28 protein-coding genes, 1 tRNA gene, 1 rRNA gene and 1 riboswitch are annotated in these 23,668 nt (G+C 41.8%); of the genes, 23 read left to right on the top strand and 7 right to left on the bottom strand.

Annotated features, from left to right (window positions below):
- Positions 1-8: 8 nt before the first annotated feature.
- The 17 genes from MHH31_RS14320 to MHH31_RS14240 all read left to right on the top strand — a co-directional run bounded on the left by MHH31_RS14320 (position 9) and on the right by MHH31_RS14240 (position 10,464).
- A complete protein-coding gene (locus tag MHH31_RS14320) occupies positions 9-1,019 on the top strand; it encodes a hypothetical protein (protein ID WP_017367933.1) in 1,011 nt (336 codons plus the stop codon).
- On the top strand, positions 1,016-1,282 hold the full coding sequence (locus MHH31_RS14315) for a DUF2577 family protein (RefSeq protein WP_039169977.1): 267 nt from the start codon (positions 1,016-1,018) through the stop codon (positions 1,280-1,282). The genes MHH31_RS14320 and MHH31_RS14315 overlap by 4 nt, the downstream gene beginning before the upstream one ends.
- A 14-nt stretch (positions 1,283-1,296) precedes the next feature.
- Entirely contained in the window at positions 1,297-1,719 is a 423-nt protein-coding gene (locus tag MHH31_RS14310) for a DUF2634 domain-containing protein (protein ID WP_041507673.1), read from the top strand.
- Positions 1,712-2,758: a baseplate J/gp47 family protein gene (locus MHH31_RS14305; RefSeq protein ID WP_039169972.1), complete on the top strand. Its 1,047-nt coding sequence runs from the start codon at positions 1,712-1,714 to the stop codon at positions 2,756-2,758. The genes MHH31_RS14310 and MHH31_RS14305 overlap by 8 nt, the downstream gene beginning before the upstream one ends.
- Positions 2,745-3,668 carry a YmfQ family protein gene (locus MHH31_RS14300; protein ID WP_041507672.1) on the top strand — a complete coding sequence of 308 codons (924 nt, stop codon included), beginning with the start codon at positions 2,745-2,747 and terminating at the stop codon, positions 3,666-3,668. Before MHH31_RS14305 ends, MHH31_RS14300 begins: the two co-directional genes overlap by 14 nt.
- An 11-nt stretch (positions 3,669-3,679) precedes the next feature.
- Positions 3,680-4,063, top strand: a complete 384-nt coding sequence (locus MHH31_RS14295) for a phage tail protein (protein WP_017359000.1) — start codon at positions 3,680-3,682, stop codon at positions 4,061-4,063.
- Between the two features lie 15 nt (positions 4,064-4,078).
- The gene (locus MHH31_RS14290; RefSeq protein WP_160758056.1) at positions 4,079-4,957 is read left to right on the top strand and encodes a hypothetical protein; all 879 of its coding nucleotides are present in this window, start codon (positions 4,079-4,081) and stop codon (positions 4,955-4,957) included.
- A gap of 10 nt (positions 4,958-4,967) precedes the next feature.
- Complete coding sequence (locus MHH31_RS14285) at positions 4,968-5,297, top strand: XkdW family protein (protein ID WP_342494923.1); 330 nt, start codon at positions 4,968-4,970, stop codon at positions 5,295-5,297.
- The gene (locus MHH31_RS14280) at positions 5,294-5,503 is read left to right on the top strand and encodes a phage portal protein (RefSeq protein WP_072368326.1); all 210 of its coding nucleotides are present in this window, start codon (positions 5,294-5,296) and stop codon (positions 5,501-5,503) included. The genes MHH31_RS14285 and MHH31_RS14280 overlap by 4 nt, the downstream gene beginning before the upstream one ends.
- Positions 5,475-6,638, top strand: coding sequence for a hypothetical protein (locus MHH31_RS14275; protein ID WP_073415528.1), 1,164 nt, complete (start codon positions 5,475-5,477; stop codon positions 6,636-6,638). The genes MHH31_RS14280 and MHH31_RS14275 overlap by 29 nt, the downstream gene beginning before the upstream one ends.
- Before the next feature lie 44 nt (positions 6,639-6,682).
- Positions 6,683-8,080, top strand: a complete 1,398-nt coding sequence (locus MHH31_RS14270) for a hypothetical protein (RefSeq protein ID WP_342494922.1) — start codon at positions 6,683-6,685, stop codon at positions 8,078-8,080.
- Between the two features lie 12 nt (positions 8,081-8,092).
- A complete protein-coding gene (locus MHH31_RS14265; protein ID WP_045034524.1) occupies positions 8,093-8,413 on the top strand; it encodes a hypothetical protein in 321 nt (106 codons plus the stop codon).
- Positions 8,410-8,553 carry an XkdX family protein gene (locus MHH31_RS14260; protein WP_284725630.1) on the top strand — a complete coding sequence of 48 codons (144 nt, stop codon included), beginning with the start codon at positions 8,410-8,412 and terminating at the stop codon, positions 8,551-8,553. Before MHH31_RS14265 ends, MHH31_RS14260 begins: the two co-directional genes overlap by 4 nt.
- 36 nt (positions 8,554-8,589) lie before the next feature.
- On the top strand, positions 8,590-8,802 hold the full coding sequence (locus tag MHH31_RS14255) for a BhlA/UviB family holin-like peptide (RefSeq protein ID WP_017367922.1): 213 nt from the start codon (positions 8,590-8,592) through the stop codon (positions 8,800-8,802).
- Between the two features lie 12 nt (positions 8,803-8,814).
- Positions 8,815-9,078 carry a phage holin gene (locus MHH31_RS14250; protein ID WP_019743388.1) on the top strand — a complete coding sequence of 88 codons (264 nt, stop codon included), beginning with the start codon at positions 8,815-8,817 and terminating at the stop codon, positions 9,076-9,078.
- A 19-nt stretch (positions 9,079-9,097) separates the two neighbouring features.
- Complete coding sequence (locus MHH31_RS14245; RefSeq protein WP_045034522.1) at positions 9,098-9,916, top strand: N-acetylmuramoyl-L-alanine amidase; 819 nt, start codon at positions 9,098-9,100, stop codon at positions 9,914-9,916.
- 101 nt (positions 9,917-10,017) lie between these two features.
- Positions 10,018-10,464, top strand: a complete 447-nt coding sequence (locus tag MHH31_RS14240; RefSeq protein ID WP_025207857.1) for a hypothetical protein — start codon at positions 10,018-10,020, stop codon at positions 10,462-10,464.
- A 59-nt stretch (positions 10,465-10,523) separates the two neighbouring features.
- Here MHH31_RS14240 and MHH31_RS14235 read toward each other — a convergent pair.
- Together MHH31_RS14235 and MHH31_RS14230 are read right to left on the bottom strand one after the other, a co-directional pair.
- Positions 10,524-10,596 (bottom strand) — tRNA-Ala (locus MHH31_RS14235).
- A gap of 72 nt (positions 10,597-10,668) precedes the next feature.
- Entirely contained in the window at positions 10,669-11,226 is a 558-nt protein-coding gene (locus tag MHH31_RS14230; protein ID WP_024719673.1) for a GbsR/MarR family transcriptional regulator, read from the bottom strand.
- A gap of 207 nt (positions 11,227-11,433) precedes the next feature.
- Here MHH31_RS14230 and betB point away from each other — a divergent pair, with 207 nt between their 5' ends.
- Both betB and MHH31_RS14220 read left to right on the top strand, forming a co-directional pair.
- Positions 11,434-12,903, top strand: a complete 1,470-nt coding sequence (gene betB / locus MHH31_RS14225) for a betaine-aldehyde dehydrogenase (RefSeq protein ID WP_041507663.1) — start codon at positions 11,434-11,436, stop codon at positions 12,901-12,903.
- Between the two features lie 27 nt (positions 12,904-12,930).
- Positions 12,931-14,139, top strand: a complete 1,209-nt coding sequence (locus MHH31_RS14220) for an iron-containing alcohol dehydrogenase (protein WP_025207855.1) — start codon at positions 12,931-12,933, stop codon at positions 14,137-14,139.
- Between the two features lie 40 nt (positions 14,140-14,179).
- On the opposite strand, the gene MHH31_RS14215 is transcribed toward MHH31_RS14220, so the two are convergent.
- Positions 14,180-14,659, bottom strand: a complete 480-nt coding sequence (locus MHH31_RS14215; protein ID WP_035389190.1) for a DinB family protein — start codon at positions 14,657-14,659, stop codon at positions 14,180-14,182.
- A gap of 205 nt (positions 14,660-14,864) precedes the next feature.
- On the opposite strand from MHH31_RS14215, the gene MHH31_RS14210 reads away from it, so the two are divergent.
- On the top strand, positions 14,865-15,395 hold the full coding sequence (locus MHH31_RS14210) for a hypothetical protein (RefSeq protein ID WP_342494921.1): 531 nt from the start codon (positions 14,865-14,867) through the stop codon (positions 15,393-15,395).
- An 11-nt stretch (positions 15,396-15,406) separates the two neighbouring features.
- The gene (locus tag MHH31_RS14205; protein WP_008344044.1) at positions 15,407-16,954 is read left to right on the top strand and encodes a flotillin family protein; all 1,548 of its coding nucleotides are present in this window, start codon (positions 15,407-15,409) and stop codon (positions 16,952-16,954) included.
- Positions 16,955-16,985: 31 nt separating this feature from the next.
- Here MHH31_RS14205 and ftsW read toward each other — a convergent pair whose 3' ends face one another.
- The 3 genes from ftsW to MHH31_RS14190 are packed head-to-tail and all read right to left on the bottom strand — an operon-like array spanning position 16,986 to position 19,932.
- A complete protein-coding gene (gene ftsW / locus MHH31_RS14200; protein WP_342494920.1) occupies positions 16,986-18,128 on the bottom strand; it encodes a putative lipid II flippase FtsW in 1,143 nt (380 codons plus the stop codon).
- Positions 18,125-19,279, bottom strand: a complete 1,155-nt coding sequence (gene rodA / locus MHH31_RS14195) for a rod shape-determining protein RodA (RefSeq protein WP_342494919.1) — start codon at positions 19,277-19,279, stop codon at positions 18,125-18,127. The genes ftsW and rodA overlap by 4 nt, the downstream gene beginning before the upstream one ends.
- A 14-nt stretch (positions 19,280-19,293) precedes the next feature.
- Positions 19,294-19,932 carry a DUF1232 domain-containing protein gene (locus MHH31_RS14190; protein ID WP_342494918.1) on the bottom strand — a complete coding sequence of 213 codons (639 nt, stop codon included), beginning with the start codon at positions 19,930-19,932 and terminating at the stop codon, positions 19,294-19,296.
- Positions 19,933-20,102: 170 nt separating this feature from the next.
- On the opposite strand from MHH31_RS14190, the gene MHH31_RS14185 reads away from it, so the two are divergent.
- Complete coding sequence (locus MHH31_RS14185; RefSeq protein ID WP_342494917.1) at positions 20,103-20,657, top strand: GNAT family N-acetyltransferase; 555 nt, start codon at positions 20,103-20,105, stop codon at positions 20,655-20,657.
- A gap of 240 nt (positions 20,658-20,897) precedes the next feature.
- On the opposite strand, the gene thiT is transcribed toward MHH31_RS14185, so the two are convergent.
- Positions 20,898-21,473, bottom strand: a complete 576-nt coding sequence (gene thiT / locus MHH31_RS14180) for an energy-coupled thiamine transporter ThiT (RefSeq protein WP_007500615.1) — start codon at positions 21,471-21,473, stop codon at positions 20,898-20,900.
- 96 nt (positions 21,474-21,569) lie between these two features.
- A riboswitch (TPP riboswitch) is annotated at positions 21,570-21,672 on the bottom strand.
- 435 nt (positions 21,673-22,107) lie between these two features.
- On the opposite strand from thiT, the gene MHH31_RS14175 reads away from it, so the two are divergent.
- Positions 22,108-23,656, top strand: a 16S ribosomal RNA gene (locus MHH31_RS14175).
- The last annotated feature ends 12 nt before the right edge of the window (positions 23,657-23,668 follow it).

Raw genomic sequence — 23,668 nt, 5'->3', positions numbered from 1 at the left:
GGCTGACATTGATTGAGCTTTTTGCCATTAGAAGCGGCACGATGTATGAGCTTGTCACAGAGAGTGTGACACTTCAGGGGCAAAGGTATCAGGCCCCTCGCTCTATTCAGGCGAACATTATCACAAAGCAAGGCAGTCAAACATATTACCGTGTCTCAGAAGGAGACACGGTTCTTTTTAAATGGAAAGGAAAAGAGCTGTTCAGAGGCATCGTGTTTTCTAGGACGCCTGTTGAAGGAAAGCTGACCTTTACCGCATACGATATGCTCCAATATTTAGTGAAAAACCAAGATGTATATGTTTTTTCAAATCAACGGGCAGATCAAATTTTGAGGCGGATCGGGGCAGACTTTCAAATTCCTATGACATCCATCGCAAATACAGGACATGTCATGAAGTCTCTCGTTTTTAAAAATGACACGAGTTTATATGACATCATTTTAAAAGCATTGAAGGAAACGAAGCGGCAAACCGGTAGAAATTATCAAATTTATTCTGCTAAAGGCAAGATGGGACTGAGAGCTTGGCCCGATCCAGAGGACGTGTGGGTCATTGAATCAGGCGTCAACCTCATCGGTTATCAGTACAGCACCTCCATTGAAGAGACAGCAACACGTGTGAAGATGCGCACGTCTGTAGACGAACAGGGGAAGAATAAGAAAAAAGGTAGCAAATCAGATATTGTGGTGATCGAACAGGACAAAGCGGGTCAGAGTCAGTACGGCATTTTACAGCATGTGGAGACGGTCACAGGTCAAATCAACCAGCCGCAGCTTCAAAAAAGAGCGAAAGTACGCCTAGCTGAAAAAAAAGGCGTCAAACAAGAAGTGAAAAGCATACAAGCACTAGGAATCCCTGAACTGCAAAGCGGTCTGCCAATCTATTTGAAAATCCCTGAAATCAACATCAAAAAAACCTACTGGATCGATCAAGACAAGCATGAATTCAATGGAGTGAAGCACACCATGACAATTGACGTCGTTGAGAAAAATTCCATGCCAAAGGGTGATCAAGCATGAGATTAAGTGAAGCGATTAAACGACTCGCTGTCAATGCAGTAGATGCAGCTTCTCCAATTGATCTGGTGATTGGAGAGGTCACAATGGCTTCGCCTCTTCACATCCGATTAAATGAAAATAGTAAGCTGATCATTCCAGAAGAACTGCTTATTTGGCCTAAACGCTTAAATAAGGGTGAGGATGATGAGTTGAAAAAGGGAGACAGCATTATGGTACTTGCAATGGCAGGAGGGCAGTCCTTTTACATCATCGACAAATTGTAAGGGAGGTGATGAATGTGGCACTTTCACCAGAGGAAGAAATCGAGGAAACAGAAGAAGACGAAGAGGTAGAAACCTCGACGACGTATCGCATAGATTTTGAAAATGGTAGGCTGACAAATGAAGCCATTACAGGCATTGAATCGATCCGTCAATTTATTTATATGACATTGAGAACAGAGCGCTATGCACACCCCATTTACAGTCACGACATTGGTACTGAAATTCAGGAGCTATTGACCGATACAGAAGCAACAGATGAATACAAAGAAATGGAGATTCCAAGATTGCTAGAAGAAGCATTGGTCGTTGATGAGCGGATTGATCATATTGAAGAGATAGAGGTCACGAAGCAAAATGATGCCTTTCAAGTCAAACTAGCCATTGTCACAGATGAAGGCACATTAGAAATAGAGGAGGTGATGGAGGGAGATGTTTGAGGAGCAAACGTATGAGGCGTTGATGGAAAGAATGCTGGACAGGCTGCCAGATGACATAGATAAAAGAGAAAACAGCGTCATTTGGAATGCCTTGGCACCTGCTGCTGCTGAACTGGCTCAGTCGTATATTTGGCTTGATCAAGTATTTGAGCTTGTCTTTGCTGATACAGCACAGGGGGAATTTTTAGATCGACGAGCAGCAGAAGTGGGGATTGAACGAAAGCCAGCCACCAAAGCGGTCTGGTCCGTAACCATTCAACCAGAGAACGTAAATATTCCAGCAGGATCAAGATTCTTTATTGAAGATGTTTATTTTCAATTTTCAAAGGACGGTACACTAGAATGCGAGACAACAGGTACAGTCGGCAATGGGCAATTAACAGGTCAGCCGCTGCTATCGCTTGATACCATTCCGGGTCTAGAGTCGATGATCATGAAGGAATTGGTGATACCAGGGCAAGAGGAAGAAGATGATGCGTCATTATACGATCGGTATTTAATACGCGCAAGGCGAGAGGCTGTCAGTGCCAACAGAGCACATTACAAAAAGTGGGCCGAGGAAGTGGTTGGTGTCGGCAGAGCGAAAGTATTCCCGCTATGGAATGGAGAGGGAACGGTCAAAATTGTCATCACAGATGGCAATCTAGATGTAGCATCTGAGCTTCTTGTCAAAAGGGTCCAGGAGTATATCGATCCTGTACCGGGAGAAGGAGAAGGACAAGCTCCTATTGGCTCAAAAGCAACTGTGGAAAGCGCCAAGTGGCTGGATATTGACGTAGAAGTGTCCGTCGAACTTCAGATGGACTGGACACTTGAGGGTGCGCAAAAAGAAATAGAAGAAAAGGTCAAAGCACTGTTAAAATCAATCGCATTTGAAAAAAGTACGATTCGAATGTCCGCTTTAAATGATATTTTGTACCATTCAGAGAGTGTGTCCGATTATGCAAACGTCTTATTGAATGGGGAGTCAAAAAACTTAGTATTACAGGACATTGAGATACCACGTCTGAGGCAGGTGAAGGTTATTGAGCAAACTTGATGAAATGAAAAACTACTTGCCGCCTTATTTCACAGAGATTTATGATGTGGATCATTTACTAAAAACGGAGGCGCCAGAGTTTGAACAATTGGATGAATCCATTTTTGATGTAACGGATCAATTTTTCCCTTTAACAGCGACGTGGGGATTGAATCGGTGGGAAAGAATGCTCAAGGTGCAGCGAGAGTCAGATGATTCGATTGAGCTGCGCAGAGCGCGATTACTTAATATGATGTCGAACATCCCACCAATTACGTATCTGTCATTAGAGAAATCTGTGAATCGATTTCTTAAAAATCCGAGTGCGATCATCCGACTTACAACCAATCGTTATCATTTTGCATTGCGTGTCAACCTGGATGACCTGCAAAACACAAGATATATCGTCGAAATACTCGAAACGTTAAAGCCAGCACATTTGGCGTATACGTTCACCGCCATTCATCATACCGATGTTCATGAAACAAATGATCATCACCAGCGGCTCACACTGCGAAGCAGAGTGGGCTTTTTCGATCATATTCCAATTTTACTCAATGGTGAATTCGTATTAAATGGAACGTTCTATCTCAGCGGGATACGAGGTACTACGGAGGTCCCTGCTCGCTTTCGGCATTCATTAAAGATGAGAATGCCGCTTCAACAAGAGAAAGAAACAGCATATCGTCTGAATTATGTCATGACTGGAGCATCGCATGAAACGAAGCAAGCAACTACGCTGACTTTGCGCGCAAAGAACCAGCTTTCACATCAAACGAAAAAGAGGATGACGTTCCGCTTACCGGTACATGTTCAAAATGAACAAGGCGGCAGTTTACTGATCAAGGAGCATTATTGGATTCTCGATGGATCCATTCCGCTTGATGGATCAAAAATGCTAGCAGCAACTTCTAAAAAAATAGACCTATAAGGAGGATCACAATGGCTGATCAATTAACCGTAACCACACTCTATGCACGTCAACAAATGGCAAAGGCACGAGCAGAAGGAACAAAACTCACAAAAGTCGTCAAAATGGCATTCGGAAATGGAGGAACAAAGGATGGAAAACCGATCTCTCTTGACGGAACCGAACAAGCACTCAAAAAAGAACTGATTCAAAAAAATATTGACTCGTTTACCTTCATGGAACCGGCAAAAATCCGCTACACCTGCACCATCGCTGAAGGAGAACTCGCAGGCGAAGTCATCAATGAACTAGCCCTTGTCGACGAGGCCGGCAAATTCACCGCCATCCGCACCATGACAGACAAACAAAAAGACGGCGACATCGAATTTGTTTTTGAGATTGATGATATTTATTAATGGAGGGGAAAAGAAGTGGACATAAAATCACCTTTACCGTTTGAAACCTCTGACAAAGCCCATGCCAACTTATTTAACAGGATGGTCAACACACTTGTGGAGAATGACAATGCGCTCAGTCAACAAATAGCAGGGATCACGAATGAAAGCTTGTTTATTTTAACAGGCGACCAAGCCATTCAAGATGCATCAGTCAGCGGTGAGGAATATCCAATTGGCATTACGTTGATGGCTATTACTGAATCGAATGATACTGGATACCCTACAAGATATGGTTTTGTGAAGAACGAAAAAATAAACGAGTATCGTTTTGTACAATATTATTATGGCAATGGTAATGAAGCAGGTAGTTATTTTACTAGTACAGGTATTTGGTTTAGACAGTGGTATATTGCCTCTGGTTGGACCGAGTGGCACAAAATATCGGGTTTTCTTCATACGAATATTGGTACAACTGGTAAGCAGCTGTTAACCAAGGGAGAGTACCAAAAAGTCCTTTTTAATCGAAAAATAAAAGATAGTCATAACAATTTTGATATCAATAATAATCGCTTCATCTGCCCTGAAAATGGAATGTATTTAGTAAATGCAGGTGTTTATATTGAAAGCTTTCAACGATACGCGAACTTTGAATTATCGATCTATTTGAATGGAAAAAGATATAAAAATATTGCACAACAAAGGCAAAGTCCGGTAAGCCCATCTGATACGTTGAGCTTTAGTATGGGACTTTATGGTGCTGCAAATGTACCGGCTAATAAGGGGGACTATTTAGAAATGTACCTATATGTAGGGTATGACGGAGACGTTAGTCGTTATGTATCTGATAATTCAGGTTGGTACAACTATTTCGATATTACGGAAATAGGCGGACGAAATTTCCCGAGAGTGTAGGAGGATTCTGATGATTTTATATGAAGCCATTAAGTATAAATACCCCGAAGCGGACCCCCAAAAAGATTTTGAACTAAGAAATGATGGTGACGGTTCGTATATAAACGAGTGGCATTTAAATGTGCCAAAGCCAACGGCAGAAGAATTGAAAAAATGGTGGGAGGAATCCCAACCCAACCCGAGGTATCAACCACCTCTTCCACTAGATTATCTAGCACAAGAAGTAGCCAAAGAAAAGCTGATGAGAAAACAACTTGAACACCAATGTGATCTTCTAACAAACGAACTAAAAGCGCTGAAAAATGAGATCCTCTTCATTAAAGGAGGGAGTGAAACATGAATTATTGGGTCATGGCATTATATTTTCAATGGGTGACACCTGAGTTGGTCAAACAAGCCATTGAATTAGGGGATTGTTCAATGGAAGAGATGAAAGAGGGATATCACCAGCACATACTGACTTTAGAGCAATTAAAAGAAATTGACCCAAACTTTCTAAAAGAAGGAGTAGATCGAAATGGAGATAAAAAAACCAAAGTCATTTGAAGTTAGCGACAAAGCCCATGCTGATTTATTCAATGACATGGTAAAGGTTTTACTTGAGAATGATCAGGGGCTACTTGAGCAACTTTTAACTCATAAAAGTGATGTCAATTTACATTCCTCAGATGTGGAAAAGAAAAAGTGGAATGAATCACAAATTTATAAAATAACAGCAGATAACGGTATGCAGCTTATCAATGTCTCTGCTGATTCAAAAATATTTGATGCGATTAAGGATAAAGGGACATGTACATTTTATGCAGCTTCTGGAGTCGAAGATTCTCCATCACCGTCAAATATATCACTAAGAGGTATGCAAATAGTTGGCCAAAATAATATAGGAGCAGGCTTTGCAGTAGACATAGCGGGGAATGCATATAGTTTTTACTACAATTCTGGTCACACTACGATTACGTGGACACCTCTACCAAATTTATCAGATTTAAATAAATGGAATGGCAGCCAATTAATTAAAATTACAAATGACACGGGGGGCGTACGTGTATCTGTAGGAACTACAGAGAGTTTACTCGATAAAATTACACAGGCGGGAAAAACATTTGGCACATTTTATTCTCCAGCTGGTGTACAGGACAATCCTTCAGCTTTATCTGCACGCGGTTTTTATCACTTTACATCTGCGGACAGTAATAACAAGGGGACGTTTGGATGGGTGATTGCTGTAGATTATCGCAATAACGTCTTTACGAACTATCTTGATTTAAATTTAGGCTGGCAGGGCTGGCGTAGATTACTGACTGCTGCGGATGAAGAGGTGAAGTGGAACAAGGTAGAACTTCCGCAGCTCGATAATGGTTGGAAAATATATAATTCTGTCGATGGTATTCCCCACACCGTGCAATATAGTAAAGATGCATTAGGTGTGGTTGAAATTATTGGGTCAATTACCGGTGGTAAGGTTGGTTTTGACTCTGTTGCTTTTACCTTAAAAGAAGGATTTAGACCAATACAATCGACTCACTTTATTGGAGTAGCGTCAAGCATAGGTAAGAGTAGTACACCACAAATTCATAGGACATCAATCGGGACAGATGGAAAAGTTTGTGTCCAATATTGTTCTAATGATCTGAATCCTAATGAATTTATCACGTTTGGTTTCCGATTTAGAACGAAGTGAACTAGCTGCTGTTATCATAATATCGCTTAAATAATATAGTTTTTTTGAAAGGAGAAACAATCATAAAAACACCTCAACCTTTTAAGACGAGTGATAAAGCTCATGCAGATCTCTTTAACGATTTAGTGAAAATTTTGATTGAAAATGATCAGGAACTACTAGAACAATTCAACCTTCATAAGGGAGATCCAATTCCTCACGTATCTGGTTCAGAAAAGAAAAAATGGAATGAATCACAGCTATATAAACTGACAAATGGTAACGGGTCCCAATTGATTAATATCCCTGCTGGTGGCAGTATCTACGAGGGAATTAAAGCGCTAGGGGCTTGCTCATTTTATGCGCCAGGTGGTTCTGGAGTAGTCGATTCTCCAGCTATAGGAAATGCTGCATTAAGAGGCTTTCAGCTAGTAGGTCAAAATAATATCGGTGTAGGAATCGCAATCGACACTTCAGGTAATGCATTTTGTTTTTACTATCATGTGAATGACATTGCGATCAATTGGCTGCAAATGCCTACTCAAAACGAAAAAAATAAATGGGATGCAGGACAATTATCTAAAATTACTGCTGACGATGGAAAAGCTTTTGAAAGAATTAATGCGGATGATCCTAGTATTTTAGATAAGCTGATAAAATTGCCGGGAGTTCATTCATGGTACATTCATGAAGCACATCCAGATCTTCCGACAAGAAGTTCCATGAGGGCTTTGTCTGTTTTTAGTGAAAATACCTATGGATGGGTCATCGGTGCAAACAATACAGGAGATGTTTATATTAACCGTTCAACAACTGATGTAACGGGTACACAACAAGAGTGGAGCGGTTGGAAACGTCTCAATGACCATAACCTATTAAATTCAAAGGGATTAAGACTTTCAATGTCAATAGGAACTGATATTTTAACGCTGCCATCCGGCTTTTACTTTGCTGTAGGATCTAATATTGTAAATATGCCTGTCGATAATGATTCTTCTTGGTTTAATATCGATATCTTAGAAACTGTAAATGGTAGAAAGACCATTCATGTCTGCAGAAGTTACGACAACACTCATTGGTTCGGAACAGTCCATACTGATGGTGTTTTTAAAGGATGGAAAAAACTAGTGACTGATGCTGATTTTGAAAATGTTAAGTGGCTAAATGTAACCTTAGGTAATGGTTCTTCTATTGGAGAAAGACCAGTTGAATATACTAGATGGGGAAATTTATTATTGTTGAGAGGTCACCTAAAAGCAAATAGAGAAGTTATCTGTGGAAGTATTCCAATTACAGGCTTACCAGATAAAGGACTAGTAGTATCAGTTCCCGTATCAGGTACAACGGGTCATAGTAAATTACTTATATACAAAACAGGAGAGCTAAAGCTAACTGGTTTATTATCAGCAAATGATAGTGCGGTAACTGGCTACTATTTAGACACGGTCATCCCATTAAATTAAGGAAGTGATAGTATGATACAAGTCTATGAATACAATCATCGATACGAATTGGTCAGACCTATAGAAGTGTCTCAGGTGGATGACGAAGGAAATTATGTAGTGCCAGATCAATGTACAACAATTGCTCCACCTAATAATCCATCCTTCTATAAAGCAGCATTTGATGTAAAAAAACAACAATGGTATGAATCAGCGACCCAAGAGTATATAGACAGCTTAAAACCGGCCCCACTCCCGCCAAGTGATATCGAACTTTTAAAGAAACAAAATGCTTTGTTATCAAAACAATTAACGCAGCTATTAGCTATGCAAAAAGTAGGTGCTTCAGAATGATGTTTCCAACTGTAGCGGATATCAAACAATTCTGGGACTGGAAGTGTTACGGCCCAGAGGACATTGCATTTTATGTAAGCATTGGCTGGATCTCGGCAGAAGACTATCAAAATATAACTGGAGAAATATACAAAGCCTAATGGCTTTATTTTTTTGCCGGAAAGAAGGTGATTCAAATGGAAGTAGATGTCGTTCAAAACTTAATGACACAAGGCCCATTCGCCGTTCTTTTTTGCTGGATTCTGTTTTATGTTCTCAACACTACAAAAGAACGAGAAAACAAACTCAATGAGCAAATCGAGGCGCAAAATGATGTGTTAGCAAAGTTTAGTGAGAAGTATGACGTCGTGATCGACAAGCTCGATAAAATTGAACGGAATTTAAAATAGGAGGAAAACATCATGAAAACATTCGACAAAGGCACTGTGATTCGCACAGTGCTTCTTTTTATTGCGCTTATCAACCAAACGCTTGTCATGTTTGGACAAACAGTGCTGCCGATTAGCGAGGAGCAAGTGCAAACCGCAGGAGAGGCACTATATGTGGCAGGTTCCACAATTTTCACTATGGTCACTGCCGTGATCGCTTGGTTTAAAAATAATTATGTGACCTATAAAGGTCAATTGCAAAAAGATGCCCTGAAACAAAGAGGGTTAACAAAATAATTTTTGAAGGAGAAACAATATGGTGAAGATCATTCAAGCACTCATCCCAAAACAAAATCGCAACAGACCAGGAAACAGGATGAAGCCGCTCTATATTACGGTGCATAATACATCGAACACTGGACGGGGGGCTGATGCGGCAAATCATGCAGCATTTGTTGCTCGGGCAAGTACCGGGGTTAGCTGGCACTACACGGTCGATGATCAGGTCATTTATCAGCATTTACCTTTAAACGAAAATGGCTGGCACGCAGGAGATGGCAGGGGAACCGGCAATATGAAATCAATTGGAATTGAAATTTGTGAAAATGCAGGCGGTAACTTTGAACAAGCCGTTGAAAACGCCCAATGGCTCATTCGAAAACTGATGGGGGATTTAGGAATTCCTTTATCAAACGTGGTGCCGCATAAGCATTGGAGCGGGAAAGAGTGTCCGCGTAAGCTGTTAAATCGGTGGGATGGCTTCAAAGCTGGTATTGCATCAGCATCAAGTCAAATGACAACAGCTAAACCTGTGAAAGAAACATCTATCAAAACCATATCAACGAGATCAACATCTAAAACCAACAAGGTCAAAAAAACATACAGTTTGCCTGCAGGTATTTTAAAAGTGACGAAGCCTCTTACAAAAGGGTCAGCTGTAAAAGCTGTACAACAAGCCTTAGCATCGATTTATTTTTATCCTGATAAGGGAGCGATCAATAATGGAATCGATGGGTACTACGGACCCAAGACTGCGAATGCAGTGTCTCGATTTCAAATGATGCATGGGTTAACCCCAGATGGCATATATGGTCCAAAGACCAAAGAAACATTAAGAAAGGTCATAGAAAGTTAACACATATGGAATGAATCAACCCTTTTCTATTATAAAAAGTAAAATAAAACCATTTTTGGAGTTATTTGTTGTATAATGGTAAAAATGAATGGAGGGGTTGTATGAAGCGGATAAGTGTAATGATGTCTCTTTGTTTCATTGTCATGTTCCATTTTAATATGGAAAAGGTTGCAGCTAAGACCATTTATCGAGAAGTAGAAGTTGATTTCATCATGACGGAACAGGAAAAAGATCTGTGGGTACCAGGAGGTCAAAATAATCCTGAACAATATCCATCTACTTATGGCTACCAATTTTCTATACTAAATGCAGAGGGTTGTACTCTAGAGGTGACACTCTACAGAACATCCTTATCAGGAACGGATTTTCCGTCATCAGTCAAAGAGTATACAGGTAACCAATATGATCTAAGTGCAACAGACCGAATTTTATCAAGTGGGCGTTACATTTATAGACCCCATGGTATTAAACTGACCAAAAAAGAAGGCTGTGGGGATGTTGAGATAAAAGGAGTCTTTGGTTATCAAATTCAAGAACCAGACAAATAATCTCTTATGAGTAAAATCAAATGAAAAAGCCTATCCATCATTGGATAGGCTTTTGATAATGGAGCATAGCGGGATCGAACCGCTGACCTCTACGCTGCCAGCGTAGCGCTCTCCCAGCTGAGCTAATGCCCCGAAGTATTACGACATAACTTATTATAATCAATCCTCCTGTAAAATTCAAGCTGTAAAACACAAACACCCCGGCTATTTTTCTTTCTGATCAATCGGAATATAGTCAAAGATTTCTCCCGAATGAACCGAGTGGGCTAATCGTCTAAGCCAATCATAATAGGCTTTTGAGCTTTCAAGCTGTTCAATGAGCTGTTTCGCTTCCTCTCTTTCATGTTCCGCCGCCTGCTCATCACGAGCTACATCTTGAAGGCGTTCTTGCGCTTCTTCAATCGCTGCTAGATTGACCTCAACCTCTCGTTCCCATTTTTGCGGGAAGAAGTTCATGAAAAACTTAAAAAAGTCTTTCTCAGCAACAAAGCTATGTTTTCTTCGGCCACGGTGAAAGGTCTTTTTGACAATATTCATGTCTTGCAGTTTTTTCACACCCGTACTCATACTAGGCTTACTCATTTGCAGCTCTTCACGCATTTCATCCAGCGTCATTTCCTCATTTAAATACATCGTCCCATATAGAATACCCGCACTTCTAGTAATGCCATAGAGATCCATTGTTTCAGCGATGGAATCAATGACGAGATCTTTAGCAGCTAAAATGCGTTCTTCTGCTTGTGGCTGTTCCTGCTTTTTCATCTTGTCCCTGCTTTCTATTAAGTGAATTCAATACGTTCAAAAAAATCTTTATGGACTATATGTTAACGAAAGAATGCAAAATGTCAAAATAAAAGAAGCATATCCACCCTTTGACAGAAAAATTTGAACATGTTAAGTTAATTATGTTCAAAACGTTAAATTTTTATTTAACAAACTTACCAAAGAGAATCAGAGGAGGTTCCTTCTATGAGTCAAACACTATTTATCGATGGACAATGGGTTGGCGCTAAGAGTGGCGACACAAGAGATATCATCAATCCATTTAATCAAGAAGTGATCGCGACAGTCAGTGAAGGATCAAGAAATGACGCGCAGTTAGCCATTAAGGCAGCAAGAAAAACCTTCGATCAAGGTGATTGGGCAAACATGCCTGGACTTGAAAGAGGAAATATTGTGTTCAAAATTGCGGAATTGATTAGGCGAGACCTAGATGAATTAGCCAAATTAGAATCACTTGATACGGGCAAAACATTAGAGGAAAGCAAAGCAGATATGGACGATATTGCGAATGTATTTCAATATTATGCAGGTCTTGCTGATAAGGATGGCGGGGAAATCATTGCATCGCCTATTCCAAACTCAAAAAGCGAATTAGTCCGAGAACCTGTCGGTGTATGCGGTCAAATCACTCCTTGGAACTATCCATTGCTTCAAGCGAGCTGGAAAATCGCTCCTGCCCTTGCAGCTGGAAATACAATCGTACTAAAGCCAAGTGAAATTACACCATTAACCACGATCAAAGTTTTCAAACTTATGGAAGAAGCGGGTGTTCCAGCAGGCGTTGCCAACTTAGTGCTTGGACCTGGAGCAACTGTTGGAGATGAGCTGGCTGTCAATGACCAAGTCGATTTAATTTCATTCACAGGCGGTATTGAAACAGGTAAGAAAATCATGCAGGGAGCCAGCGGGAATGTGAAGAAAATCGCCCTTGAGCTCGGCGGGAAAAACCCGAATATCGTCTTTCAAGATGCTGATTTAGACGTAGCGGTTGACCAGGCAATGAATGCTGTGTTTTTCCATGCAGGGCAAGTGTGTTCAGCAGGTTCACGCTTGTTAGTGGAAGAATCCATTCACGATGAATTTTTAGAAGAACTGGTGAAGCGTACGAAAAAAATCAAGCTAGGCAACGGCTTTGATGAAGGAACCCAGAGCGGACCGCTCATCTCAGCTGAGCATCGAGAAAAAGTAGAAAAATACGTCAGCATCGGTTTAGACGAAGGCGCAACATTAGAAACAGGTGGGAAACGACCTGATGCAGAGGAGCTTCAAAAAGGATTCTTCTACTTGCCGACGATTTTCTCAGGCTGTACATCAGACATGCGAATTGTTCAGGAAGAAGTGTTTGGACCAGTCCTCACTGTCGAATCCTTCCGATCAGAGGAAGAAGTCATCGAGCTGGCAAATGACACGATTTATGGTTTAGCAGGAGCGGTGTGGTCTTCTGATATCGGCAAAGCCGAACGAGTGGCTCGTCAATTAAGATTAGGCACGGTATGGATCAACGACTTCCATCCTTATTTTGCCCAAGCACCGTGGGGCGGATATAAACAATCAGGTCTTGGACGTGAATTAGGACGTACGGGCCTTGAAGAATATACGGAACTAAAACATTTATATCGAAATACAAAACCAGAAGCGGTTCATTGGTTTAAATAAATATCACTTATCTGGAGGAGATTCTATATGACGTTAAATATGAAAATTGAAAGCATGCAAAAATTCCATACGTTTGAAATTCCGACTGTCATCAAGCATGGCATTGGGGCAGTGAAACATGTTGGGGAAGAAGTGAAAGCATACGGCGTTTCAAAGGTATTGCTTGTCACAGATCCTGGTATTTATCAAGCAGGTGTTGTAGATCCAGTGATTGCTTCATTAAAAGAAGCGCAAGTTGATGTGGTTCTATTTAATAAAGTAGAACCAAACCCGCCAGTCCGTTTAGTGAGTGAAGGATCTGCGTTATATGAAAAAGAAGGCTGTAATGGTTTAGTCGCAGTAGGCGGCGGAAGCTCAATGGATACAGCGAAGGCTATCGGTGTGGAAGCGACTCATGAAGGATCAGTTCTTGATTACGAAGCGGCTGAGGGGAAAAAACCGCTTGAAAATAGAATCCCTCCGTTAACCACAATTCCGACAACGGCTGGTACAGGTTCAGAGGTCACGCAGTGGGCAGTGATCACTGACGAAGAAAGGGAATTCAAATTCAACACAGGTGGACCGCTCATTGCAGCTCACCTAACAGTGATTGATCCTGAGCTTCATGTATCTATGCCGCCGCATGTGACGGCAATGACGGGTATCGATGCGCTTGCGCACGCGATCGAATGCTATACGATGAAGTTTGCTCAGCCAATTACAGATGCGGTAGCGCTCATGGCCATTGAATATGCTGCTCATTATATTCGCCGTGCCTTTGCCGATGGAGAGGATTTGGAAGCAAGATATGGCATGGCACAAGCTGCGATGCTTGCCGGACTTTCCTATGGCAGTGAATCAGCTGGCGCAGCCCATGCGATGAGCCAAACGCTTGGAGGCATTATTCCAGTCGCACATGGTCAATGTGTAGCGGCAATGATGGGACCTGTCATGGAATATAACTGGAAAGGGTACCCAGAGAAATTCGCTCGAATTGCGCAAGCATTCGGGATTGATACAAGCAGAATGACAACAGAGGAAGCTGCAAAAGCAGCAGTGAATTGGATGTATGATTTAGTGGAAGACCTAGAAGTTCCTTCATTAGAAGAACAAGGTGTACCAAAAGATATGATCGACCGTTTATCTAAAGAAGCAATGAAAGATCCGCAAACAGTTGGAAACCCAAGAGACCTCAACGAAAAAGCATACAACTGGATTTACGCTCGCTGCTTTGATTTAACACCTAAAACAGTGTAACAATGAAAAAAGGCTCCCAAAAGGGAGTCTTTTTTACATCTTATAGCTGTTCTTTAATTTCTTTAATTTGATGAATATGGCGCTTTTCATGTGCGCCGATAAAATCAAGGTATTGCTTTAATGAAAGTTCTTCAAACACAGGATGTGCAATCACGCGTTTGAAATCTTCCTCTGTAAACGTTGATAAAATTTGATTTAATTTCTCACGAGCTGTATCAAGCTCATCTTTTAAATGTGTAGGTGTCACATGCTTGCGCTCTGGTTCAACAATACTAGGCGCGGTGGCTTTTCTTGAACGATCCTCTGCCATTTCCACCGGCTTTGGCTCATATTCTTTAATCGGTGCTTTTTTCCCCTCGGCAGCTAGATGTTTTGCTGCAACTAGGTCCATCTTCTTTAAATGATCTGCAACTTCTTGAATACTCCAAGTATCATCAGATAATTTTTGATTTAATTGTTCTTCGCTCAATCCTTGCAGCTCTTGCCACAATTCTTGTCTTGCTTCATGTAATAAACTCATTTCTCTCACCTCAAGATCAAATTTTATCATACTGGTACAAGACAATCATTCTTTAGCTATCCGAGAAATCCTTTAATGAATTGTGATGAAAAATGAAACCTTTACAAAAGTGGTTCGTATTACCTGTTAGAAGGAATACACTTGGATGTGAGCATGGTCTAAATGAATGAAAGGCTGCTCATTTCATAAAGAAAGGGTGAGGAAGATGGATGTGTTTGGGCTGCCTCTTCAGACGCTGTACTTATACATATTGATGGTATCAGGAATCCTGACGCTTGTTTTCGTCTTTTTTGGCGATGTATTTGATGGATTGTTTGAAGCGATTCCTGTCCCGTTCCTTCAACCAACATTGATCCTCGCATTTCTTACCTTTTTCTCGGCTGGAGGATTTATCTCTGAAAAAACAGCAATTGTAGGAAGTGGACTTGGCGCCGTATTATCTGCCATCCTCGCAGTGGTTCTCGTTACTTGTTTACATGTATTTGTCTTAGTCCCGCTTTCCTCTGCTGAAGAATCTCTTTCATATACGGAGGCCGACCTAAAAGGAAGAACTGGGGAGATCATTGTATCTGTACCAAAAGATGGGTTTGGAGAAGTGCTGTTAATTAGTAACAGCGGAAAAATCTCAAAGCCTGCCGTCAGTTTCGACGAAGAGGAGATTCCATATGGAACCCTGGTGCTGGTCGTCGAAGTGAACAAAGGCGTGTTATCTGTTATACCAAATGAAGAAATCTAGGAGGGAATGCTATGCCAGGAACAACCATATTAATTATTATTGGAATTGTGCTTGTGATTCTCATTGCACTTATTGGTGTATTTGTTTCGAAATACCGGACAGCTGGTCCAGATGAAGCATTAATCGTCACAGGAAGTTACCTCGGAAGTAAAAATGTCCACGTGGATGAAGGTGGAAACAAGATTAAGATTGTAAGAGGTGGAGGTACCTTTGTACTCCCTGTTTTTCAACAAGCAGAGCCGCTCAGCTTACTATCTAGCAAGCTAGATGTTTCAACGCCTGAAGTCTATACTGAACAGGGTGTACCGGTCATGGCGGATGGAACGGCCATCATTAAAATTGGCGGATCAATTGAAGAAATCGCCACTGCTGCAGAGCAGTTTTTAGGGAAAACAAAAGAAGATCGTGAAAATGAAGCAAGAGAAGTACTAGAAGGACACCTTCGCTCCATTTTAGGGTCAATGACAGTTGAAGAGATTTATAAAAACAGAGAGAAATTTTCTCAAGAAGTACAGCGTGTCGCTTCTCAAGATCTAGCGAAAATGGGTCTTGTCATTGTATCGTTTACAATCAAAGATGTCCGTGATAAAAATGGCTATTTAGAATCACTAGGTAAACCTAGAATTGCTCAAGTGAAACGCGATGCAGATATTGCGACAGCAGAAGCAGATAAAGAAACACGTATCAAACGTGCAGAAGCAGATAAAGATGCGAAGAAATCTGAGCTTGAGCGTGCCACTGAAATCGCTGAAGCAGAAAAAATCAATGAGCTGAAAAGAGCAGAATTCAGACGTGAACAAGATACAGCAAAAGCAAGCGCTGACCAAGCGTACGATCTTGAAACAGCTCGTAATCGTCAGCACGTAACTGAACAAGAAATGCAAGTCAAAATCATTGAACGTCAGAAGCAAATTGAATTAGAAGAAAAAGAGATCCAGCGTCGTGAGCGTCAATACGATTCTGAAGTGAAAAAGAAAGCAGATGCGGACCGTTATGCTGTTGAGCAGTCGGCTGCGGCGGAAAAAGCGAAGCGTCTTGCAGAAGCAGATGCGAAGAAATACAGCATTGAAGCAATGGCAAAAGCAGAAGCAGAGAAAGTTCGGATTGACGGGCTTGCCAAAGCGGAAGCCGATCGTGCAAAAGGGGAAACAGAAGCAGAAGTCATTAGGTTGAAAGGACTTGCGGAAGCAGAAGCGAAAGAGAAAATTGCAGAAGCATTCGAACAGTATGGCCAAGCGGCGATTCTTGATATGATTGTGAAAATGCTACCTGAATATGCGAAACAAGTATCTGCTCCACTTTCTAACATTGATAAAATTACAGTTGTTGATACAGGTGGTAACGGGGAAGGCAGCGGCGCCAACAAAGTGACCGGCTATGCGACAAACCTTATGTCCAGTCTTCAAGAAAGTCTGAAAGCTTCCTCTGGAATTGATGTTAAAGAAATTATTGAGAATTTCTCTGGCAAAGGCAATGTGAAACAAAGCATCCAAGAACTGACGAATGAAATCAAACAGCCAAGAAAAAAAGAAATCGCTGATCGTCAAATAGAAGAATAAAAATCAAAAGACACCTTCTGATAGAGGGTGTCTATTTTACTTGGGGCACATGCCGGTGTCTTTTGATAGATGAAGAGAGATTCACAAGAATGCCTGCAGATATCATCATGAACACCAATGAAGATCCGCCGTAGCTAATAAAGGGAAGAGGAATGCCTGTAATGGGGAGAAGCCCAAAGACAGCTCCTAGATTAAAGGCTGCTTGAATCATAATTTGAAAAGTAAGCCCGATCGTTAATAGCTTTCCAAATGGATCTTGTAAACCTTGAACGATTCGAACGGCGCGATACATGATGAGTAGGTAGGCACCCATCACAAACAACAGCCCCATGATTCCCAGCTCTTCACTAATGATAGCCATAATAAAATCTGTATGGGCTTCAGGAAGAAATCCTAGTTTTTGTATGCTTCCGCCTAAACCATTCCCGGTCAGTCCTCCTGAATCCATGGCGAGATAAGAATGAATCAGCTGATAACCATCTCCATCTTCATACATGAAAGGATCACGAAAAGAAGTGATCCGTTTCAAACGATAAGGAGCGGTCACAGCAAAAAAAGTGATCCCTGCCACAGCCGTCGAACCTAGTAGAATGAGGTGGCGTGTTTTAAGTCCAGCACATAATAAGACGATACCGCAGCTCAATAAAATAGAAACTGCTGTACCTAAATCTGGCTGTTTTAAAATCAATAAAAAAGCTAGACTTAAAAGAAGAAGTGGAGGCAGGACTCCTTTTTTAAAGGATGTAATGTACGCTTGTTTCCTTGCATATACATAGGCAAAATAGATGATCATCACTAATTTCACAGCCTCAGACGGCTGGATGATCAGAGAGCCCAATTGAATCCATCGCTGTGAATTGTTTTTGACAACACCGATTCCAGGAAGCAGGACAAGGAGAAGACATAACAATGACAGCATCACAAGACACCGAATCCATTTACGGTAAACTTGATATGGAACCAGGGCCGCAGCGATGAAAAAGAAGAACCCAATCAAAAGCCATTGCCACTGTTTCATGAAGAAGTAGCTGCCCTGTCCATATTTTATTTCGCCTAAAGGATAACTCGCACTGTACACCATCAGTAATCCAAAGAAACAAAGACAAACAATCGTCCCAGCAAGAATGTAGTCGATTTTTTTTAGGTGAGAAAGAATCAATGACATCACCTTCAATCCCAGTTACGTCCAAACATGTAGGATGAGGACCTCAGATTGACACTAAACACAAGGCCAATGGCGATCATATTGGTTAAAAGCGCACTGCCCCCATAGCTGATAAAAGGAAGGGCAAGACCAGTCACAGGCATTAGCCCTACTGTCATCCCAACGTTTTGGAAGACTTGAAAAACGATCAGCCCAACCACTCCAGCACATATATAAAGCCCATAAAGGGTATTCGCATGCATAGCCACATGAATCATTCGATAGACCATCATAAGATATAAACAGATCAATAGGGAGGCGCCGATAAAACCAAACTCCTCGCCAATGACTGCAAATATAAAATCTGTATGGGCTTCAGGGATATTTCCCCCTTGTACTTGATTTCCTTTTGTATACCCGCTTCCTGATAATTGTCCTGACCCAATGCCAAGCATTGCTTGTTTCAGTTGATACCCATATGTCGAATCAAATTCATCTGGGGAGAGCCACCCATAAATGCGATCAAGCTGATGAGGTTTAATCACTTTTGTAAAGTGCTCAAAATGTTCATTGTGCAAGTAGGTCAAAAATGCAAGAAGCGCGAGAAAAGAAGCGATTAATGCAGCGATCATCTTACTTGAAATGCCTGACACAAGCATCAGTGTAAAAGCAATAGACAAGATCACAAGTGCCGTCCCCAAATCTGGCTGAATTAAAATCAGGAAAAAAGGAACAGCGGTCCAGCATATGATGTTCATTGTAGGAATCATGCTTTCTTTAAACGAAAAGCGCTGATGTTTGTATCGATTTAAAATAGCCGCTAACAGAAGAATGACAAAAATTTTCATAAATTCTGATGGTTGCACTTTCATGGGCCCCAAGCTGATCCATCTTTGGGAGCCATTTTGATTCGTGCCAAAAAAATGAACGAGAATGATGAGGAAGAGACCACCTGCAAATAATCGAAAAGATAACCGCTCAAGCAGTTCATAATCAAAGTAAGCAACTGCCGCCATAAGGCAAAAGCCGACGATATACCAGAAAACTTGTCTTTTGACGAAATAAAACATATCTTGCGTTTCATACTGTCCCGATCCGCTATACACAGCCAGCAGGCTGATCACAAAGAAGCAAATGACAGTGAATAATAATGCGAAGTCAATGCTGTTCTGTTTTTTCATGTCTCCGTCACCTGCTATGACCTATTTGTCAGCTGGTTTAATACGACCTGCACCGCTGCAGCGTCATCAATATAGCCGATCGGAAAAATATAATCTGGTATTAAATCAACGGGCATAATGAAGTAAAGTAATGCGCCTCCCATCAACATCAATTCTCGAGAAGTCCCCCGTCCGCTCATGAACGAGCAGTACATGCTTTTCAATTGATCAAGAAATGGTCCAACACCACTTATCGTATCTATCTTTTTTTCAAAATTTGCTGAGATTGTTTCTTTTCCCTCATCTGATTGACTATAGGTTTCATATTCATTTAACTTCTGTTTCAATTCATTCTCGCTGAACGTCCCGTCATAGACATCATGATCTTTCAGCGTTCGCTCAATCTCTTCTACGGCTTGAATGAACGTATTACCGTGAACTCTTTCGTTTTTAATTGAAAATCCAGCCGTGGCCAATAGATCATCTAAAGAAATGTGTAGAGCATCTGAAAGCCGCTGTAAATGGTTCAAAGTTGGTTTTCTTTTTCCGTTCATGATTCTAGACAGTGTGGCTTTATCAATTTCTGTTTGTGTACTGAGTTCTCTTAATGAAAGAGAACGTATTTGCAGTTGTTCTTTTAAAAACTGCCGAAGCTCAGTTGTTTTAAATTCCATCTCTTTCTTCCCCCTTTTCATAAAGTTCAACTCTTCAATAGAAGAAGTCGTACCCAATATATAGGGGTGTTGACGAAATGTCAACGAATATCCATTAAGGATTGAATTTTATGAAATAGCAACTTATCATATGAAACATAGACTATAAAATGGCTAAAAGGGGTGTGCAGATGAAGGTTAGACATGCAGTACATAATGATATTCCTAAAATTGCCGAAATTCATGTGAAGAGCTGGCAAACGACTTATCACGGCATTATTTCACAAGAGTATTTAGATGCTTTGAATGTAGAGGAGCGGGAAGAGAGCTGGAGAAGCAGGTCGCTTGAAGGCACGTTTGTCGCAGAGGATGCTGACGGAGTATTTGGTTTTGCTTCCTTCGGAAAACAGCGTGATGAGAAATATTCAATATATGATGGCGAGCTTTATGCCATCTATTTGTTGCAGAGAAAACAGAAATCAGGAGCGGGTATGGCTTTGATTGCAAAAGGAGTGGATTATTTAATAGAGAAAGGCTATCAGAATATGCTGCTCTGGGTATTTGAGCAAAATTCAGCGAAGCAATTTTATCAAAAACTTCAACCTAGTTTTGCCGTCACCAGCCAGTTTGAGCTGGCTGGTGAGAACCATGAAGAAATAGGGTATGGATGGGAGCTGTCTGTACTAAGTGCTCAGATTCAACAGATTATATCGTCAGCTTCCAGTAATAATGAGAGAAAAAAGTAAAAAGGGTGGCGAGTAAAATATAAGATATAAAAGGAGAAGCTTCTACTTTTCCTTTCACACCTGCTATTTTTAATGCCTCATAGAAACTGGCCAAAAAGTAGGCGAGACTGAGGATGTAACAGCACAGCATAATGGAGTAAGGATTCATTGTCGTACCTCCAGCATGAAATCTTCTACTATTAATAGATTCAATAGAGCAGCAAATTATGCATAAAAAAATAACCCGCTGAAACAGCTGGGTTATTTTTGTCGAGGAAAAACCAAACGAGACGCACTAGGGATGAGTAAACAAAGAACAATACTACAAATGATAAATGAAGGAATCATATATGTGCTGTTATAAACTAATGAATACACCCATCCTGGTGTTCCTTTTGGTGCATAATGAGAAAAGAAAACTACACCTGAAATAAAGAACGTCAGCAGTCTGAAGAAACTGGCGACAAATACAGCTAGGATAATATAGAAGAATTGTTTCTTTCGCTTTTTATCCTGAATGGCTTTTTTAATTGATCCTGAGAATAGCCCGCTTAAACAAATCACAACAGATGCGACAAAGTAATCGAGAAATCCTTGTACAGGTGTAGCAATAATAGGATTGTTCATCAGCTGTAGTCCTGCGATTAACACACCGATGATAAATCCAGCAGACACGCCCCATCTAATGGACATGAGAATGACAGGAATCATGATCAGTGCAATTGACCCGCCGTTTGGCATTCTTAAAAAGAGACCTGATAAATAATCTAAAACAAGTGCAAGAGAAGTCATGATGGCGATCTCCATCAGTCGTACTAATTGATTTGATTGTTGCATAAAAAAATCCCCTTTTCACGAATTGTGCAAGGAGAGACCATGTCAGGATGAGTATGTGATTCATAGAAAAACATATCGGCTTGCATACATGCATGTATGCAAGTGATTCCACATTCCTACTTCAGTATTAACTGACAGGTTCAAAGGGTCAGAACAACGAATTGTTCACTCTCAGCACGAGGCTCCCCCTGCGGTTATTAAATTTCAATCTATTATAAATATACTAAAGACCTACAGGATCAACAATAGTGAATTACGGAGTTAAGCCCTTTTTGTACGAATATATAGGAAGAGATCAGGAAAAATAAATTATTTAGAAAAAATACTTGTTTCTTCTTTTAAAAGGTGTTATATTTGTATTCGCCGCTGAAACAGCGCGGTTGAGAAATAACATTCAAGAAAAAAGTTGTTGACTTCATCTTGATAGAATGTTATATTAATAAAGTCGCCTCTGAGCGATAACGAAGATGATCTTTGAAAACTAAACAAGACAAAACGTACCTGTTAATTCGAGTTTTTATAAAAAATCCTATGATACATCATAGGTAGTCAGTCAAACTGGCGAGGCAGGAAATGATCACATGCTAAGTTCGCTACATCGTGTAGCAACGCATGTGTGATATGCATCCTGCATACCTCGGAGAGTTTGATCCTGGCTCAGGACGAACGCTGGCGGCGTGCCTAATACATGCAAGTCGAGCGGACAGAAGGGAGCTTGCTCCCGGATGTTAGCGGCGGACGGGTGAGTAACACGTGGGTAACCTGCCTGTAAGACTGGGATAACTCCGGGAAACCGGAGCTAATACCGGATAGTTCCTTGAACCGCATGGTTCAAGGATGAAAGACGGTTTCGGCTGTCACTTACAGATGGACCCGCGGCGCATTAGCTAGTTGGTGAGGTAACGGCTCACCAAGGCGACGATGCGTAGCCGACCTGAGAGGGTGATCGGCCACACTGGGACTGAGACACGGCCCAGACTCCTACGGGAGGCAGCAGTAGGGAATCTTCCGCAATGGACGAAAGTCTGACGGAGCAACGCCGCGTGAGTGATGAAGGTTTTCGGATCGTAAAGCTCTGTTGTTAGGGAAGAACAAGTGCAAGAGTAACTGCTTGCACCTTGACGGTACCTAACCAGAAAGCCACGGCTAACTACGTGCCAGCAGCCGCGGTAATACGTAGGTGGCAAGCGTTGTCCGGAATTATTGGGCGTAAAGGGCTCGCAGGCGGTTTCTTAAGTCTGATGTGAAAGCCCCCGGCTCAACCGGGGAGGGTCATTGGAAACTGGGAAACTTGAGTGCAGAAGAGGAGAGTGGAATTCCACGTGTAGCGGTGAAATGCGTAGAGATGTGGAGGAACACCAGTGGCGAAGGCGACTCTCTGGTCTGTAACTGACGCTGAGGAGCGAAAGCGTGGGGAGCGAACAGGATTAGATACCCTGGTAGTCCACGCCGTAAACGATGAGTGCTAAGTGTTAGGGGGTTTCCGCCCCTTAGTGCTGCAGCTAACGCATTAAGCACTCCGCCTGGGGAGTACGGTCGCAAGACTGAAACTCAAAGGAATTGACGGGGGCCCGCACAAGCGGTGGAGCATGTGGTTTAATTCGAAGCAACGCGAAGAACCTTACCAGGTCTTGACATCCTCTGACAACCCTAGAGATAGGGCTTTCCCTTCGGGGACAGAGTGACAGGTGGTGCATGGTTGTCGTCAGCTCGTGTCGTGAGATGTTGGGTTAAGTCCCGCAACGAGCGCAACCCTTGATCTTAGTTGCCAGCATTCAGTTGGGCACTCTAAGGTGACTGCCGGTGACAAACCGGAGGAAGGTGGGGATGACGTCAAATCATCATGCCCCTTATGACCTGGGCTACACACGTGCTACAATGGACAGAACAAAGGGCTGCGAGACCGCAAGGTTTAGCCAATCCCACAAATCTGTTCTCAGTTCGGATCGCAGTCTGCAACTCGACTGCGTGAAGCTGGAATCGCTAGTAATCGCGGATCAGCATGCCGCGGTGAATACGTTCCCGGGCCTTGTACACACCGCCCGTCACACCACGAGAGTTTGCAACACCCGAAGTCGGTGAGGTAACCTTTATGGAGCCAGCCGCCGAAGGTGGGGCAGATGATTGGGGTGAAGTCGTAACAAGGTAGCCGTATCGGAAGGTGCGGCTGGATCACCTCCTTTCTAAGGATATAT

Source organism: Bacillus sp. FSL K6-1033 (assembly GCF_038630765.1).
Lineage (GTDB): Bacteria > Bacillota > Bacilli > Bacillales > Bacillaceae > Bacillus > Bacillus altitudinis.
Note: the sequence above shows the minus strand (reverse complement) of the source record. Positions and strands in the feature narration are given on the sequence as shown.

Bases quoted from the DNA above. Each gene is read 5' to 3' on its own strand.
- MHH31_RS14315 (WP_039169977.1), top strand. From the start codon at position 1,016: ATGAGATTAAGTGAAGCGATTAAACGACTCGCTGTCAATGCAGTAGAT.
- MHH31_RS14305 (WP_039169972.1), top strand. From the start codon at position 1,712: ATGTTTGAGGAGCAAACGTATGAGGCGTTGATGGAAAGAATGCTGGAC.
- MHH31_RS14295 (WP_017359000.1), top strand. From the start codon at position 3,680: ATGGCTGATCAATTAACCGTAACCACACTCTATGCACGTCAACAAATG.
- MHH31_RS14285 (WP_342494923.1), top strand. From the start codon at position 4,968: ATGATTTTATATGAAGCCATTAAGTATAAATACCCCGAAGCGGACCCC.
- MHH31_RS14280 (WP_072368326.1), top strand. From the start codon at position 5,294: ATGAATTATTGGGTCATGGCATTATATTTTCAATGGGTGACACCTGAG.
- MHH31_RS14275 (WP_073415528.1), top strand. From the start codon at position 5,475: ATGGAGATAAAAAAACCAAAGTCATTTGAAGTTAGCGACAAAGCCCAT.
- MHH31_RS14265 (WP_045034524.1), top strand. From the start codon at position 8,093: ATGATACAAGTCTATGAATACAATCATCGATACGAATTGGTCAGACCT.
- MHH31_RS14260 (WP_284725630.1), top strand. From the start codon at position 8,410: ATGATGTTTCCAACTGTAGCGGATATCAAACAATTCTGGGACTGGAAG.
- MHH31_RS14255 (WP_017367922.1), top strand. From the start codon at position 8,590: ATGGAAGTAGATGTCGTTCAAAACTTAATGACACAAGGCCCATTCGCC.
- MHH31_RS14250 (WP_019743388.1), top strand. From the start codon at position 8,815: ATGAAAACATTCGACAAAGGCACTGTGATTCGCACAGTGCTTCTTTTT.
- MHH31_RS14245 (WP_045034522.1), top strand. From the start codon at position 9,098: ATGGTGAAGATCATTCAAGCACTCATCCCAAAACAAAATCGCAACAGA.
- MHH31_RS14240 (WP_025207857.1), top strand. From the start codon at position 10,018: ATGAAGCGGATAAGTGTAATGATGTCTCTTTGTTTCATTGTCATGTTC.
- MHH31_RS14230 (WP_024719673.1), bottom strand. From the start codon at position 11,226: ATGAAAAAGCAGGAACAGCCACAAGCAGAAGAACGCATTTTAGCTGCT.
- betB (WP_041507663.1), top strand. From the start codon at position 11,434: ATGAGTCAAACACTATTTATCGATGGACAATGGGTTGGCGCTAAGAGT.
- MHH31_RS14220 (WP_025207855.1), top strand. From the start codon at position 12,931: ATGACGTTAAATATGAAAATTGAAAGCATGCAAAAATTCCATACGTTT.
- MHH31_RS14215 (WP_035389190.1), bottom strand. From the start codon at position 14,659: ATGAGTTTATTACATGAAGCAAGACAAGAATTGTGGCAAGAGCTGCAA.
- MHH31_RS14210 (WP_342494921.1), top strand. From the start codon at position 14,865: ATGGATGTGTTTGGGCTGCCTCTTCAGACGCTGTACTTATACATATTG.
- MHH31_RS14205 (WP_008344044.1), top strand. From the start codon at position 15,407: ATGCCAGGAACAACCATATTAATTATTATTGGAATTGTGCTTGTGATT.
- rodA (WP_342494919.1), bottom strand. From the start codon at position 19,279: ATGAAAAAACAGAACAGCATTGACTTCGCATTATTATTCACTGTCATT.
- MHH31_RS14190 (WP_342494918.1), bottom strand. From the start codon at position 19,932: ATGGAATTTAAAACAACTGAGCTTCGGCAGTTTTTAAAAGAACAACTG.
- MHH31_RS14185 (WP_342494917.1), top strand. From the start codon at position 20,103: ATGAAGGTTAGACATGCAGTACATAATGATATTCCTAAAATTGCCGAA.
- thiT (WP_007500615.1), bottom strand. From the start codon at position 21,473: ATGCAACAATCAAATCAATTAGTACGACTGATGGAGATCGCCATCATG.